This window comes from Streptomyces sp. NPDC046335 (genome assembly GCF_055587985.1).
In genome coordinates this window covers 364,657-379,562 of record NZ_JBVJFF010000003.1, presented here as the reverse complement: position 1 = coordinate 379,562, position 14,906 = coordinate 364,657, and the positions used below count along the sequence as shown (strand labels likewise).

Below are 14,906 nucleotides of genomic sequence, written 5' to 3'. Positions count from 1 at the left end.
ACGTACTCATGACTGCGCACGGGGGCCGGGAGCCGGCGTTGCCCCTCACCGTGGAAGGCGATCGGGACGCCCCGGACGTCAGCGGCTACATACGCGACAACCAGGACGCCCTGCGTTCGCAGTTGTCGCAGCACGGCGCCGTGCTGCTGCGGGGGTTCCGCATCGGAGGCGTACCGGGCTTCGAGCAGGCCGTGCGCACCATGTCGGGGGAGCCGCTCGCCTACGCCGAACGCTCTTCACCGAGAAGCTCCATCAAGGGCAACGTCTACACGTCCACGGACTACCCGCCGGATGAGGAGATCTTCCTCCACAACGAGAACTCCTACCAGGCGTCCTGGCCCCGCCTGCTGTTCTTCTACTGCGACCGGCCGCCCGCCACCCGCGGCGCCACGCCGCTCGCCGACACGCGGCGCCTGAACAAGATGATCGACCCCGCGGTCCGCGAGGAGTTCGCCCGCCGCGGCTGGATGGTCGTCCGCAACTTCCACGAGGAGTTCGGGGCGTCATGGCGTTACATCTTCAACACCGACGACCGTGACGAGGCAGAGCGGTACTGCCGCACAAGAGACGTCGACTTCGAGTGGACGGGCGAGGACGTACTGCGCACCCGGGCCGTGCGGCGCGCGATCCACCTCCACCCGGAGACCGCCGAGCAGGTGTGGTTCAACCACATCACCTTCTTCCACCACACGACCCTCCCCGAGGAGGTGAGCGAGGGCCTCCTGAGCCTCTTCGGCGAGGAGAGCCTGCCGAGCAACACGTACTACGGCGACGGCGCGCCCATCCCCAACGACGTGGTCGCCCACCTCAGGGACTGCTACCGCTCCTGCTCCACGCGGTTCGACTGGCAGCAGGACGACCTGCTCGTCGTGGACAACATGCTCGCCTCGCACGGGCGCGAGCCGTTCACCGGCGACCGGCGCATCGCGGTGGCCATGGCCGAGGCGTTCACCCCGCCCGCGGCCCCGGACACCACCGGCCCCGCGGACCTCACGGCCCACTCGGCCCAGCGGGTGGGCTGAGACGTGGCCACTTCCTGGAACACCTGGCTGCGTGTCTCCACACCACGCCCCCGCGCCCGCATCCGGCTCGTCTGCTTCCCGCACGCCGGAGGCGCCGCGAGCGCCTTCCGCGACTGGGGTGCCCTGCTGCCCGCCGCGATCGAGGTCGCCGTCGTGCAGTACCCCGGCAGGCAGGACCGCTTGGGCGACCCCCTGCCGCGGGACGTCGCCGAACTCGCCGCGTGGACCGCGGCCGCCGTCGGGGAACGGCTCGACCGGCCGACGGCGTTCTTCGGCCACAGCATGGGCGCCACCGTGGCCTTCGAGGCGGCGCGGCTGCTCCAGCCCCGGTTCCCCACCCCGCTGGTGCGCCTCTTCGCCTCGGCCCGCAAAGCCCCCGCCCACTGCCGCCCCAACGGGCTGCGCCTGGACGACGCCGCGGTCAAGGCGTTCGTACGCAGACTGGGCGGCGAGGGCGCGGCCCTGCTGGAGAACGAGGAGCTGTCCCGCCTCGTCCTGCCCGTCCTGCGCCACGACCTGAGCATGGTGGAGAGCTACCGGCATGTCCCCGGCGCCCCTTTGACCTGTCCGATCACCGCGATCATCGGCAAGGACGACCCGTCCGTCACCCAGGCCGACGCCGAACGCTGGGGCGCCTGCACCATGGCCGCCTGCCAGGTGCGCGAACTGGACGGCGGCCACTTCTACTTCGAGAAGTCACCGCGCGACGTCATGGATCTGCTCGTGAAGGGCCTGCTGACGGCGGAGGCGGCGCATGTCTGAGGCACGGACGCGGCGCTTCCCCCTGACCGCCGTCCAGGCGGGCGTCTGGTACGGCCACCAGGCCGACTCCTCGGGCCACCAGTACAACGTCAGTCAGTACGTGGACTTCCGTGGGCGCCTCGACACGGCCCTCCTGGCCGAGGCCTGGCGCCGGCTGCGGCAGGAGACCGAGGTCATGCGGATCAGCGCCGTCATCGAGGACGACGGGCTGTATCAGGTCGTCGGTGAAGGCGACGCCGAGCTGCCGCTGCTCGACCTCACCCGGGAGGCCGACCCCGAGGCGGCCGCCCTGGAGTGGATGCGGACCCAGGCGCTGCGGCCCATCGACCTGACCGCGGCGCCCTCGGCCTACGCGCTGCTTCAGCTGGCCACGGACCGGTTCTTCTACTACCACTGCTTCCACCACATCCTCATCGACGCCTACGGCGAGTCGCTGCTGCTGCGCAGGCTCGCGCAGCTCTACACCGCACTGGTCGCGAACCGGCCCGCCCCCGCGGCGGAGTTCACGACACTGGACGAGCTGGCGGAGGAGGAAGCCGCCTACCACGCGTCCCGCGCGTTCGCCCGCGACCGGGCGTACTGGGTCGAGCGTTTCGCGGACCGGCCCACCCCCACCCGGTTGGTGGAGGACCGCGCGCAGGGCGCACGGAGCCGCGGCACCGACGTGCCGACCCTCAACCGGACCAGCGCCTTGAGCGAGGAGACCGAGCGGCGGCTCAGGGAGATCGCCCGAGCCGCCGGAGCCGAATGGCCGGCGACGCTCATCGCCACCATGGCCGCTTACACCGCCCGGACCACGAGGCAGCGCGAAGTCGTGCTGACGTTGCCGCTCACGGCCCGAATGACCCCCGCCATGATGCGGGCCCCGTTCCTGACCGCCAACGCGATGCCGCTGCGGCTGCCGGTGAGCGACGACGACTCGCTCTCCAGCCTGCTGCCGACCGTGGCGCGGGAGATCCGCGTCGTGCTCAAGCACCAGCGCTACCTGCACGAGGACCTCCGCAGGGAGCTGGGCCTGGCGGCGGACGGCCAGGGCCTGCTCGGCGTGATGATCAACGTGATGTCCTTCGACCTCCGGCTCGACTTCGACGGCATCCCGGCCGCGCTCCGCAGCCTGCTGCCCGCGACGACCGGCGACCTGGCGCTCCACGTCTTCGACCGCCGCGACGGGCACGCGCCGCAGCTCGTGTTCGACGCCGACGCCACGCAGTGCGACGCCGTGACGCTCGACGGGCACCGGGCGCGCTTCCTGCGCTTCCTGGAAGCGGCGGTCGCCCGACCGGACACTCCGGTCGGTGAGCTGCCCCTGCTGAGCGAGGCGGAGGAGCGGGAGCTCACTGAGGGCGCCGACGATCCGCGTACGCGTGTCCCGGACACGACCCTTCCGGAGCTGTTCGAGGACCAGGTGCGCCGGACCCCGGACGCGGTGGCGCTCGCCACGCTGGACGAGACCCTTACGTACGCCCAGCTCAACCGCCGGGCGAACAGGTTCGCGCGCACACTCATCGCGCACGGTGCCGGTCCCGAACGCTTCGTCGCACTCGGGCTGCCCCGCTCGACGGACTTCTTCGTCGCCCTGCTGGCAGTGGTCAAGGCGGGCGCGGCCTACGTGCCGATCGACGTCGCCTACCCGGCCGAGCGGGTGTCCCGCATGCTCGACGACTGCGCCCCGGTCTGTGTGGTGACCGCCCAGGACTCCGGCTTCGTCGTGCCGGCCGGTGTGCCATGCCTGGCCGTCGACGCACAGGGCCGGCGCGAGGAGGCCGATCACGATGTGACTCAGGAGGAGCGGGCAGGACGGCTCGGCGCGGCGAACGCCGCCTACACGATCTACACGTCAGGTTCGACGGGCCTGCCCAAGGGCGTGGTGATCAGCCAAGGCAGCGTCGTGAGTTTCGCGGGCGTCTACGCCCGCGTACTCCGTGCCGAACCCCACCACCGGGTGCTCCAGTTCCTCTCCCTGAGCTTCGACGCGTCCGGCGCGGACTTCTGGCCGGCCTGGAAGGCGGGGGCGCGGGTGGTCCTGACGCCGCCGCACGCGTCCCTGCCGGGCCCGGAGCTGACCGAGTTCATGCGCGAGCAGCGGATCACCCACGCCGGCTGGACGCCGACCATGGCGGAGACCATTCCCGACGACGATCTCCCGGACCTCGTCAACCTCATGATCGGCGGCTCAGCTCCCAGCCCGGGCGTCATCGGGCGCTGGTCGGCACGGTGCCGGGTGGCCAATGTGTACGGCCCGACCGAGAACACGGTCGCCGCCACCGCCAGCGCCCCGCTCGTCGGCGAGCAGCACGCACCGATCGGCTTCCCACTGTCCAACACCCGGGCGTTCATCCTCGACGACGAGCTGCGCCCGGTCCCGCCGGGCACCACGGGCGAGCTGTACGTGTCCGGAGCCGGACTGGCCCGCGGCTACTGGCGGCTGCCCGCCGTGACCGCCGAGGGGTTCGTGCCCTGCCCCTTCGGGCCGCCCGGCGCCCGGATGTACCGCACCGGCGACCTGGTGCGCCGCCGAGCGGACGGACCGCTGGACTACATCGGACGCACCGACGGACAAGTGAAGATCCGCGGCTACCGGATCGAGCCGGGTGAGGTGCAGGCCGTGCTCACCGACCATGCCGAGGTGGCTTCCGCGGAGGTCCTCGTCCGGGAGGACGAGCGGGGCGAGCGCAGGCTCGTCGGGTACGTCGCACCCCTCGCCGGAGCGCGTCCGCACGCCGCGGACATCCGCGCCTGGGCCCGCACCAGGCTGCCGGACTTCATGGTGCCGGCGGCGGTGGTGGTTCTCGAAGGACGGGAGTGGCCGCTGACCGCCAACGGAAAGGTGGACACCGGCCGGCTGCCCGCACCCGACTTCTCCGCGCTCACCTCCAGCCGCGAGCCCCGTACCCAGCGCGAGAAGGTGCTGTGCGGGCTCATGGCGGAGGCCCTCGGCCTGGAAAGGGTGGGCGCGGACGACTTCTTCTTCGACCTGGGCGGCGACAGCATCATCGCCACCCGTCTGGCGTCGGCGGCATGCCGCGAGGGCGTGGCGATCACCGTCCGCGACATCTTCCAGCACCGCACGGTCGAGAGCCTCGCCGCCGCTGCCGGCCCCGGCGACCCGGGCGGCGACCGCGCGGGCCCGGACCCCGTGCTGCTGCCCGACGAGGACGAGGTGCTCGCCCGGCTGCGGCGGACGAATCCCGGCGTCAGCGAGGTGCTGCCGCTGTCCCCGCTCCAGGAGGGCTTCCTCTTTCACGAGTTGCTCCATGAAGGGGACGCCGACGTCTACGCGGCCCAGCTCCAGATGGACCTCCGCGGTGAGCTCGATGTGACGGCACTGCACACAGCGGCCCAACAGGTGATCGACCGGCACGGCAATCTGCGTGCCGCATTCGTGCACGACGTGGGCGACCGGGCGGTCCAGGCGATCCACGCCTCGCTCCCCGTGCCCTGGGACACGGCCGACCTGTCCGAGCTGACCCCCGGGCAAAGGGAGGAGCGGGCGACGCGGCTGGCCGCCGATGACCGCACCCGGCCCTTCGACCTCGCCCGTCCGCCGCTCCTGCGGTTCCGGCTGCTCGCCCTGGCGCCAGGACTGCACCGGCTGGTGATCACCGGACAGCACATCCTTGTGGACGCCTGGTCGACGCCGGTCCTGCTGCGTGAACTGTTCGCCCTCTACGCGGGACCCGAACAGGCCGGCCCGCTGCCGGCGGTGGCCCCCTACCGCGCCTACCTGTCCTGGGTCGCAGCCCAGGACGGTGCCGCGGCCGACCGTGCCTGGACCGCCGCACTGGCCGGCCTGGCCGGGCCCACCCTGGTGGCGCCCGGCGCGGCCGAGTCCGCGCGTCTCGAACAGCGCACCCTGTCCGCGCGGTTGACTCACGTGGACACCGCCCGCCTGGTCGCCTGGTGCCGTCACCACGGGGTCACGCTCAACACCGCGGTGCAAGGAGTCTGGGCCCTGCAACTGTTCCGGTGGACCGGTTCGGACGATGTCGTGTTCGGCACGTCCGTCTCCGGCAGGCCACCGGAGGTGCCTGGGATGGAGCGGATGGTGGGCCTGTTCACCAACACCCTGCCGGTACGGGTCAGGCTGCGGCCGGGCGTGAAGTTGTCCGACATGCTCGTGCAACTCCAGGAGCAGCAGGCGCAGGTGATGGATCACCACCACGTGGGCCTCTCCCGTATCCAGCAACTGACCGGACACAGCGCACTGTTCGACACCACCACGGTCTTCCTCGACGCCTCGATGAACGCCAAGGACCTCGACATCACGGCAGGCGGACTGCGGGTGTCCACCCATGCGCTCGTCGAAGGAACTCCGTACCCGCTGCGACTGGCGGCCGTCCGCGGCGACTGCCTGGAACTGGCACTGAACTACCGGCCCGACGTCATCACCGCGGACGCGGCGGACGACTTGCTCGACCGGTGCTCGGGCCTCCTGGCCTCCCTGGCCGAGGCCCCCGAGCAACTGGTCTCCGAAGCGGGAGCGCCGAGCGAGGCGGAACAGGCCCGCATGCTGACCGAATGGGGTGGATACGGAGCATGAGCACCGACACCGTCGATCTCACTCGGCTCACCGACCCGCTGAACCGAGCCGATCCCTACCCCGTCCTGCGGGAGCTGGCGCTCGCGTCGCCGTCCCGGCCCGCCGAAGGGCTCATGCTCATCGGCCGGCACGCGGACTGCTCCGCCGTGCTGCGCCACCCGGCCATGAGCAGCGAACGCGAACGCGCGCGCCTCTCCCCGAACGCCAGGGGGCCAAGGACCCGGAACTTCCTGCACCTGGACCCGCCGGATCACACCCGGCTCCGCAGGCTGGTGGTCAAGGCGTTCACCCCGCGCGTGGTCGCCGCCCTGGAGCCGCGTATCCGGCAGGCCGCCGAGGCACTCTTCGCCGAAGCGGCCGCGAAAGGGCGGTTCGAGGTCGTCGCGGACCTCGCCTATCCACTGCCGCTGCGGATCATGTGCGAACTGCTCGGGGTGCCCTTCGCGGACCGGTACCTGATCCAGGACTGGTCGGGCAAGCTGTCCGAGGCCCTCGAACCGCCGCTGCCCGGCCTCGTCGCCCCGCGCGCCACGGCCCAAGCGGCGCAGGCGCGCTCCGAGTTCATCCAGTACTTCCGCGATCTCATCGCCCGGCGGCGCGCCGACCCGCGTGACGACCTCGTCTCCCATCTCGTACAGGTGGAGGAGTCCGGCGACCGCCTCGACGAGCACGAACTGCTCGCCACCTGCATCCTGCTCATCAACGCGGGCCACGAGACGACGGTCAACCTGATCAGCAACGGCGTCCTGGCCCTGCTGCGCAACCCCGACCAGCTGGAACTGCTGCGCGGCCGACCCGAGTTGTCGGGCAGCGCGGTGGAGGAGGTGCTGCGCTACGACGCCCCCGTGCACGTGACCTCACGCGTGGCGCGCGAGCCGGTGGCCCTCTCCGGCTCACACGCTCAGGAGGGCGATTTCCTCGTGCTGCTCCTGGGCGCGGCGAACCGGGACCCTGACGTGTTCCCGGACCCGGACCGCTTCGACATCCTGCGCTCACCCGGCGCACCGCACCTGTCGTTCTCGGCCGGCCCGCACTTCTGCCTCGGCGCGGGCCTCGCACGCCTCGAGGTGCGCATCGCCTTCGAACTCTTCGCCTCGCGCATGGTCAACCCGCGCCTCGCGGCAGCGGGCCTTTCGTACAAGCCCAACCTCAGCCTGCGCGGCCCCGACCGGCTCGAAGTGGCCTACGAGGGCATTCGACCGGCGGAAACGGAATGAGGAGTGGATTCGTGGATGAGCTGACCACGGCGACGAGTGTTGCGGCGCTTCTGCGGCGGCGCGTCCGTGAGAACCGTGAGGAGCGGGCAGTCGCCCATGTCGCACACCTCGACGGCCCCGACGGCGTCAGTTCATGGACGTACGGCAAGCTGGACGAGGAGGCTCGTGCGGTGGCCGCTCGGCTGCGACACCGGAACAGCCCGGGTGACCGGGTCCTGTTGCTGTACCCGGTGGGGCTGTCGTTCGTAGCCGCCTTCATCGGCTGCCTGTACGCGGGTGTCATCGCCGTACCCGCACCGGAGCCCGGACAGTACCGCCAGCAGCGGCGCCGTCTCAGAGCCATCGCGACAGACGCCGACGTACGGACCGTGCTGACTGATTCGTCAGCTTACGAGGCGGTACTGGACTGGCGCGCCGAGGAGGGTCTCGACCAGCTCCGAGTGGTGGCGACGGACGTCGCGGATCAGGGCTCCGGAGTCCTGGAAGCCGGTGACGCGGTGGAGACGGACCACGGCACGGTCGTGCTCCTCCAATACACCTCGGGGTCCACCGGCGACGCCAAGGGCGTCATGATCACCAACGGCAACATGCTGCACAACGGCGCGTCCTACCTGCGGGGCATGGGACAGCGGCCCGGCTACCGCTCCGGCGGCTGGCTCCCCCTGTACCACGACATGGGACTGAGCGCACAGCTGCTGCCCGCGCTCATGGCCGGTGGCAGCTCCTACCTGATGCAACCGATGACGTTCGTGCGGCGGCCCCACCTCTGGCTGCGCATGATCGACACCTTCGGCATCCAGGTGTCCCATGCGCCCAACTTCGCCTACGACCTGTGTCAGCGCAAGATCACGGACAAGCAGGTGGAGGGCCTCGACCTTTCGCGCTGGGAGTACGCGGGCAACGGCTCGGAGCCGATACAGGCGTCGGTCCTCACGGCCTTCGCGAAACGCTTCGCCGACCACGGCTTCCAGGAGACGTCGTTGGGCCCGAGCTACGGCATGGCCGAAACCGTGGTCTATGTGAGCGGCGTCTCCGGCCGGCGGCCCGTCGTGCGCAGTGTCGACGCGGAGCTGCTCGAACAGGGCGAGTTCGCGCCGGCCCGGCTGGGACGTCCGGCGCGCAACCTGGTCGGGTGCGGCCCCGCGGAGAGCTACGAGGTGCGCGTCGTCGATCCGGTCACGAGGCGGACGGCGCCCCCGGACGGCCTCGGCGAGATCTGGCTGCGGGGCCCCAGCGTCTCGCCGGGGTACTGGGGGCGGAAGGAAGCGTCCCGGGCGACGTTCGACGCCGCCCTCGCGGACGGTGACGGAGGGTGGCTGCGCACCGGTGATCTCGGGATCGTCGTGGACCGGGACGTCTTTGTGAGCGGGCGCATCAAGGACCTGCTCATCGTGCGCGGCCGCAATCTGTACCCCCATGACATCGAGCACGAACTTCGCACCCAGCACCCTGAACTCGGCCAGGTCGGCGCGGCCTTCGGGGTGTCCCCCTCGGAAGCCGAACCGGGGGACGAGCACGTGGTCGTGGCGCACGAGGTGCGCGGGAGCGACGGCGACCTGCTCCAGGCGCTGGGCACGGCGATGAAGCTGACCGTCGCCCGCGAGTTCGGCACGGAGAGCACCGTCATCCTGCTCAGACCCGGTTCCGTCGCCCGCACCACCAGCGGAAAGGTGCGGCGCGGTGAGATGCGCCGCCGCTATCTGGCCGGTGAGCTGGCCCCGGTCTGGCAAGGCTGATGGCCGCCGCCGAGCGGCAGCTACGCCGACCCGTCCGACAATTCGAGGAGACGAAATGACCGCCCCCGCCGACCGCCTGGCACGAGAGACACTGGCTGCCTGGCTGGCCGAGTGCGTCGCCGCCCATGTGCGCATGGCACCCGAGGACATCAAGCCGGCCGAGCCGATGTCGTCGTACGGCCTTGATTCCATCGGTGCCACCTCTTTGCTCGTTCAAATCGAAGAACGAGTCGGTCATGAGCTGGACGCCAATGTCCCCTGGGAATACCCCACCATCGATGCGCTCACAGATTTTGTGTTGCAACTGGAGTCGCAGGATTCCGCTTCGGGCCGGATAGGGGCCGTCTGAGATGCCGGCCGCTGCCGAATTCGCCGTCGCACAGGACGCTCCGGCCCTCGCCAAGATCATTTCGCATGTCGTCGATCTGTGGCCCGAGCACGAGAAATTTCTGACGGGCAGCCTGGCGGGCCTCGACTCGCGTTCGCTGCGCGACACGGAGGAGATCGCGAGCCTCGTATGGAAGCTGGTGGAGCCGGAGATAGCCGCCGTAGTGGCCAGTTATCGCTGGGTGTGCCGAAGGCTTCTCGACGAGGAGCTGTACTTTCGCAGACACGGTTGCTATCGCCACGCATCGGTCCGTGAAGTGGAGGAGTCGGGGTTCTACGATTCCGACGACATCCAGCACTATCACCGGGGCCTTTTGCTTTCCCAGGTCCTGTGGCGCAACCATGCCGACGTCTCCCGGATGTACGTACGCGATTTCCTGTCCCGCTGCGATTCGGGGAGCCGGATCCTGGAGGTCGGCCCGGGGCATGGCCTGTTTCTGGCCCTTGCCGCCCGGCATGCCACTCAGGCGCTCACCGGCTGGGACATCAGCCCCGGGAGCCTCCAGTACACGCGGAGGAACCTCGCCGAAATGGGCGTGAGCGGCGTAGATCTCGCGTTGCACGACATTCAGGACGGAGTGCTCGGGAACGACGGGTTCGACCGTGTCGTGGCCAGCGAACTGCTGGAGCACGTGGACAATCCGGGAGAGGTGCTGCGCTCCCTTGCCGGCGTCATGCGGCCGGGGGCCGAGATCTTCATCAATGTTCCTGTGAATAGTCCGGCTCCGGATCACATCTACCTGTGGAACACCCCGGACGACTTCTTCAAATTTGTCTCTTCGAACGGGATTATTCTGATGAAGACGCATGCGTTCCCTATGTCCGGATATACCGAGCAGCGTGCGCTCGAAGACCGTGTCACGATCTCATGCGTGGCCATCGGAAGGGTGGGGTGAAAGGGGCCGCCACCTTGGTAGTTTGAATTTGTTTTGTGTTGACGGTGTGGTCTGGGCGCCGTTACACTTTGGATGTTCGGTGTTCGATTTGAAGCGAGAGTTTGGGCGGATATCGTCGAACGTCTCGTAGGTTTTTGGCAAAGCCGGAAGCGCGGGGGATTCGTACACACCGCTGGTGGGGCTTTTCGATGGTTCCTCGACGGCGTGTTCTCAAGCTACGCCGATCGTATCGGTCGGTGTGCTGTCCGGACCGGGAGTGGGCGAGTCGTGATGATGCCGACGCCCAAACCCTTCATGCCTGCGACCCACGCCAAGCCCCGAGGCGCGCCATTGATCTCAGGGAGAGAAAGTGGAATTCCAGCTCCTCGGTCCAGTGCAGGCGAGCGGTCGTGACTGCGAAGTGATCATTTCCGGATCGAAGATCTCCACCGTCCTTGCGTCGCTCCTCCTCGCCAGGGAGAGGCTTGTCGGGAGTGACCGCATGAGCTACTTACTGTGGGGTGCGCAGCCTCCGGCCACCCGAAGCGCCCAGATCTACACGTACATCTCCAGGCTGCGGAAAGCGCTCGGCCACGATGTTCAAGTGGAGCGGAAGGGGTCGGGGTACCTGCTCAGAATGAACGGGTCCCGGCTGGACGTCGTGGAGTTCGAGGAACTCTGCCGGATCGGCCAGGGCGAACTGGCCCGCGGAGACTATGCGTCGGCTGCCGAGTCCCTGCGGCGCGCCCTCAGTCTGTGGCGAGGGTCCGCGCTCACCAACGTGACGAGCTACCTCGAGGATGCCGAGAGACCCAGGCTCGACGAGCTCAGGAACGCGGCTCACGAGAGCAGGATCGAGGCTGACCTCGGCCTCGGCCGGCATCGGAGCATCATCCCGGAACTGACGGCCCTCGTTTCGGAGTACCCGACCCGCGAGAAGCTCCGTTCCCAGCTCATGATCTCCCTCTACCGCTGTGACCGGCAGAGCGAGGCGATCGACATGTTCCACGCGGCTCGCCGCTACCTCGCCGACGAACTGGGCGTGGCTCCCGGGGACACACTCAACAACACCTACCTTGCTGTGCTCAGAGGAAATGTCGATCTCCTGATGCCCGCACCATCTGTGCCTTGACGATCCCGGCCGGCCGGGGCAGGGCGGCGAACTCGCACACGTCGTGCCGCGTGCCGCGTCGCCGTACCATCCGGTGGATGGCCGCGCCGCTGATCGCCACCACAGGAACCAGCAGCGTGACGAACGGCATCCAGGGTGCCGCGCGCTCGGAGGAGGCCCGGGCCGCGGCACCCAGCCCGGTGTAGAGGGTGGACCAGAGCAGCGAGCTCGCCACCGACCAGCTGAGGAACCACCGGAACGACTTGCCGGATGCGCCGGCCGCCAGTGGTGCCAGCGTGTGTGCCACCGGGACGAACCGGATCCACACGAGCGCTTGCCATCGCCGCCCTTCGCCGATGAATGCCTTGGCCCGCTGCCAGTGCCGCGGCTTCGAGATCCGGCTGCAGAGGGAATCCGAGAGGCGTCGACCGAGACGTCGGCCGATTCCGTAGCCGGCCGCCTCGCCGATGACCGACCCGAGGGTGGCCGCCGCCACGACGTACAGGAAACTGCCTGGATCCGTCGAGAGGGTGCCGGACAGCACGGTGAGAGAGTCGCCCGGCACCATGAGTCCTACGAAGATCAACGTCTCCGCGACCATGGCAGCGCACAGCAGCAGCGCCAGGAGCCCCACAGGCTGTGCGGCCAGGTGGTCGTGGAGGGTCGCGACGGAAAAGCCCACTGATGCCTCCCTCGCTGTTCAGCCGTGGCGGCTGAGATCGTAGAAGAATCCCGGAATGGTCGTCAGGTCCGGTCGCGCTGGGTCCTGGTCGTCGACGAACTTCGCCGACACCAGGCCCAGTGCGCCAGGCCGGACGGTGAGAAGACAACAGATGGTTCCTCAGGGGAGCCGCTGCCCCGCCCGGCACGTCGTCAGGGCCGGCGTACTCATGGACGCGTCCCCACCGAGCCGCCCACGATCGAGGGCTCCTCGGGCTCGGGAGCGCGGATCTTCTCCGGGGCCGCCGCTGCTTCCTTGCCGCCCGGGATCCAGTGCAGCCACCGCGGCAGGGCCCAGGTCTTCTGGCCCAGCAGGGCCATGATCGCGGGAAGCAGCACACCCCGCACGATGGTGGCATCGATGATGATCGCCATTGACATGCCGACGCCGAGCATCTTGTACTCGATGGCCGACAGCGTGACGAAGATGCTGAAGACGGCGACCATGATGACAGCCGCGCTGCTCACCACGCCGGCGCTGGTGGCGATACCGCTGACGACGGCAGCCGTTGGCTCCTCGCCTGCCCGCCGCCGTTCACGGATCCGGCTCAGGATGAAGATGTGGTAGTCCATGCTCAGGCCGAAGAGCAGCACGAACATGAACAGTGGCAGCCAGCTGGTCACTCCGCCGTACGGGGTGAAGTCCAGGAGCGAAGTGAAGTGACCGTCCTGGAAGACCCAGGTGACGGCACCGTAGGCGGCAGTGATCGACAGCAGGTTGAGGACGATCGAGATGATCGGAACGGCCAGCGACCGGAAGGAGACGAGCAGGAGGATGAAGGCCACGGCGAGCACGAACGTGAAGACGATGGGCGTGGTGTCCCTCAGCGTCTTGGTGAAGTCGTACGGCTGGGCCGTCTGACCGTTCACCGCGTACTCGATGCCGTCGACCTTGCCCAGCGTCGCCGGCAGGAGGTCTTGGCGGAGGGTTTCCAGAGCGGCGTTCGAGGTCTCGTCGGTCCCCGAACCGGCCAGCGGTACCTTGACCACGAGTGCGTCACCGACCGCGGCGCTCGTGATGGAGGTGCTGATTTGCCCGTCGGTGTCGGCCGCCCGCTCGCGCAGTGAGTCGACGGCCTGGCGCACGGCCGAGTCGCCCACGTTGTCGCCCCAGACGACGAGCCGAGCCGGAGACGGATCACCGGGGAAGGCCTTGTCCATACGGGCCACCGTCTCGACGGCGACATTGGAGTGCGGCAGGCTGTCCGTGACGGACGGGTCCTGGAGGCGCATGTCCAGCGCGGGGAGCGCGACCGCCAGCAGCGCGAGCAACGCGGCGCCGCCCCACGCCAACGGACGACGTACCACGGCTCGGGCCACTGTGCCCCACACCCGTGACTCCGCTGCGGCAGTCCGCCGGCGGCCCAGCCAGGGGATCCGGCCCTTGTCCACGCGGTGGCCCAGTACGGACAGGAGAGCCGGGAGCACGGTCATGGAGCCGATCACCGTCAGGCCGACGACGATGCTGGTGCCGACGGCAAGCCCGCGGAAGACGTCCATGCCGGTCAGATACAGGCCGGAAAGACAGAGCATCACGGTGACGCCGGAGAGAACGACGGCGTGTCCGGAGGTGCGAGAGGTGACCTTGAGAGCTTCCTGGAAGCTGCGGCCCCGCTGCCTCTCCTCACGCTCGCGGCGCAGGTAGAACAGGGAGTAGTCGATGCCGACGGCCATGCCGATCAGGAGCACCACGGAGGAGACGGTGCTGTTGATGGGGATCACGTGGCCGAGTGCCTGGAGGAAGCCGAGGGCGGAGAGCACCGCAGTGATCGAGAGCAGCAGCGGGACACTCGCCGCGATCAGCGCGCCGAACACGATGAGCAGGATGATCAGCGTCAGCGGCAGCGAAATGACTTCGGAACGCTGGAAATCGTCGTCGTAGGCGTTGTCCACCGCGGTCCGCGTACTCATGTCGCCGGCCTCGCCGACCCAGACGTTCTCGTGGCGATCCTGGACGGCGTTGATGGCTTTCCACGCCGTTTCGGAGTGCAGGCCCAACTCCTCGTCAGGACCGGAGACCTCGAAGGTCACGAGTCCGGAGCGGCCGTCTTCGGAGAGGAGGCTGTCGTTGCCTTTGTCCAGAGGCGAGCGAACGTCGGCGACCGACTCGGACTCGCGTTTCAACGTCTGCACCATGTCGGTGACCGCTGCCTGGATCTCGGCCGAGGAGAACCGGGTCCGGCTGTCGCTCTCGCGCGGCTGGATCAACACGTTCTCTTGGACGGGCTCGTCGGTCTGCTGCGATCGCAGCACTTCCTGGGCCCGTCCCGATTCCCCTGGGTCGCTCGTCAGGGCTTCGGGGCCCGATACCATGCCGCCGGCCAGTATCGCGGCAAGGACCAGCGCGAACCAGCCCGCGATAGCCGTCTTGCGATGTCGTACTGACCATGCGTTGATGCGTTCGACGAAGGTGCCCCGGGGGCCGTCGACCGCCTCGTCGGGACGCGGCTTGCCAATGCCCGGCATGACGTGTTGTCCTTCCTCAGAGGGTGTTTACCTGCGAGAACTCGCCTACTGGCGAGATGGAGCGCCTTCC

10 protein-coding genes are annotated in these 14,906 nt (G+C 69.0%); 8 read left to right on the top strand and 2 right to left on the bottom strand.

The window, feature by feature from the left end; translation table 11 throughout:
* The first annotated feature begins 8 nt into the window (after positions 1-8).
* From ACZ6JY_RS08540 to ACZ6JY_RS08505, 8 genes are all read left to right on the top strand, one after another.
* Entirely contained in the window at positions 9-1,022 is a 1,014-nt protein-coding gene (locus tag ACZ6JY_RS08540) for a TauD/TfdA family dioxygenase (RefSeq protein WP_469193586.1), read from the top strand.
* Between the two features lie 3 nt (positions 1,023-1,025).
* Positions 1,026-1,784: a thioesterase II family protein gene (locus tag ACZ6JY_RS08535; protein ID WP_469193584.1), complete on the top strand. Its 759-nt coding sequence runs from the start codon at positions 1,026-1,028 to the stop codon at positions 1,782-1,784.
* Positions 1,777-6,324 (top strand): amino acid adenylation domain-containing protein, encoded by a 4,548-nt coding sequence (locus ACZ6JY_RS08530; RefSeq protein WP_469193582.1) that lies wholly within the window; start codon positions 1,777-1,779, stop codon positions 6,322-6,324. The genes ACZ6JY_RS08535 and ACZ6JY_RS08530 overlap by 8 nt, the downstream gene beginning before the upstream one ends.
* Positions 6,321-7,541 (top strand): cytochrome P450, encoded by a 1,221-nt coding sequence (locus ACZ6JY_RS08525; RefSeq protein ID WP_469193580.1) that lies wholly within the window; start codon positions 6,321-6,323, stop codon positions 7,539-7,541. Before ACZ6JY_RS08530 ends, ACZ6JY_RS08525 begins: the two co-directional genes overlap by 4 nt.
* 11 nt (positions 7,542-7,552) lie before the next feature.
* Positions 7,553-9,277 carry a fatty acyl-AMP ligase gene (locus tag ACZ6JY_RS08520; RefSeq protein ID WP_469193578.1) on the top strand — a complete coding sequence of 575 codons (1,725 nt, stop codon included), beginning with the start codon at positions 7,553-7,555 and terminating at the stop codon, positions 9,275-9,277.
* 55 nt (positions 9,278-9,332) lie between these two features.
* A complete protein-coding gene (locus ACZ6JY_RS08515) occupies positions 9,333-9,626 on the top strand; it encodes an acyl carrier protein (RefSeq protein ID WP_447035916.1) in 294 nt (97 codons plus the stop codon).
* 1 nt (position 9,627) lies between these two features.
* Complete coding sequence (locus ACZ6JY_RS08510; RefSeq protein ID WP_469193575.1) at positions 9,628-10,560, top strand: class I SAM-dependent methyltransferase; 933 nt, start codon at positions 9,628-9,630, stop codon at positions 10,558-10,560.
* A gap of 349 nt (positions 10,561-10,909) precedes the next feature.
* Positions 10,910-11,671: an AfsR/SARP family transcriptional regulator gene (locus tag ACZ6JY_RS08505; protein WP_469193573.1), complete on the top strand. Its 762-nt coding sequence runs from the start codon at positions 10,910-10,912 to the stop codon at positions 11,669-11,671.
* On the opposite strand, the gene ACZ6JY_RS08500 is transcribed toward ACZ6JY_RS08505, so the two are convergent.
* Together ACZ6JY_RS08500 and ACZ6JY_RS08495 are read right to left on the bottom strand one after the other, a co-directional pair.
* Positions 11,625-12,251: a DedA family protein gene (locus ACZ6JY_RS08500; RefSeq protein WP_469193571.1), complete on the bottom strand. Its 627-nt coding sequence runs from the start codon at positions 12,249-12,251 to the stop codon at positions 11,625-11,627. The two genes, ACZ6JY_RS08505 and ACZ6JY_RS08500, sit on opposite strands and share 47 nt — an antisense overlap.
* 287 nt (positions 12,252-12,538) lie before the next feature.
* Positions 12,539-14,836, bottom strand: a complete 2,298-nt coding sequence (locus tag ACZ6JY_RS08495) for an MMPL family transporter (protein ID WP_469193569.1) — start codon at positions 14,834-14,836, stop codon at positions 12,539-12,541.
* Between the last annotated feature and the right edge of the window lie 70 nt (positions 14,837-14,906).

What these genes read in the sequence shown, in the direction of transcription:
- ACZ6JY_RS08540 (WP_469193586.1), top strand. Translation starts at nt 9, where the DNA reads ATGACTGCGCACGGGGGCCGGGAGCCGGCGTTGCCCCTCACCGTGGAA.
- ACZ6JY_RS08530 (WP_469193582.1), top strand. Translation starts at nt 1,777, where the DNA reads ATGTCTGAGGCACGGACGCGGCGCTTCCCCCTGACCGCCGTCCAGGCG.
- ACZ6JY_RS08515 (WP_447035916.1), top strand. Translation starts at nt 9,333, where the DNA reads ATGACCGCCCCCGCCGACCGCCTGGCACGAGAGACACTGGCTGCCTGG.
- ACZ6JY_RS08495 (WP_469193569.1), bottom strand. Translation starts at nt 14,836, where the DNA reads ATGCCGGGCATTGGCAAGCCGCGTCCCGACGAGGCGGTCGACGGCCCC.
- ACZ6JY_RS08510 (WP_469193575.1), top strand. Translation starts at nt 9,628, where the DNA reads ATGCCGGCCGCTGCCGAATTCGCCGTCGCACAGGACGCTCCGGCCCTC.
- ACZ6JY_RS08525 (WP_469193580.1), top strand. Translation starts at nt 6,321, where the DNA reads ATGAGCACCGACACCGTCGATCTCACTCGGCTCACCGACCCGCTGAAC.
- ACZ6JY_RS08500 (WP_469193571.1), bottom strand. Translation starts at nt 12,251, where the DNA reads ATGGTCGCGGAGACGTTGATCTTCGTAGGACTCATGGTGCCGGGCGAC.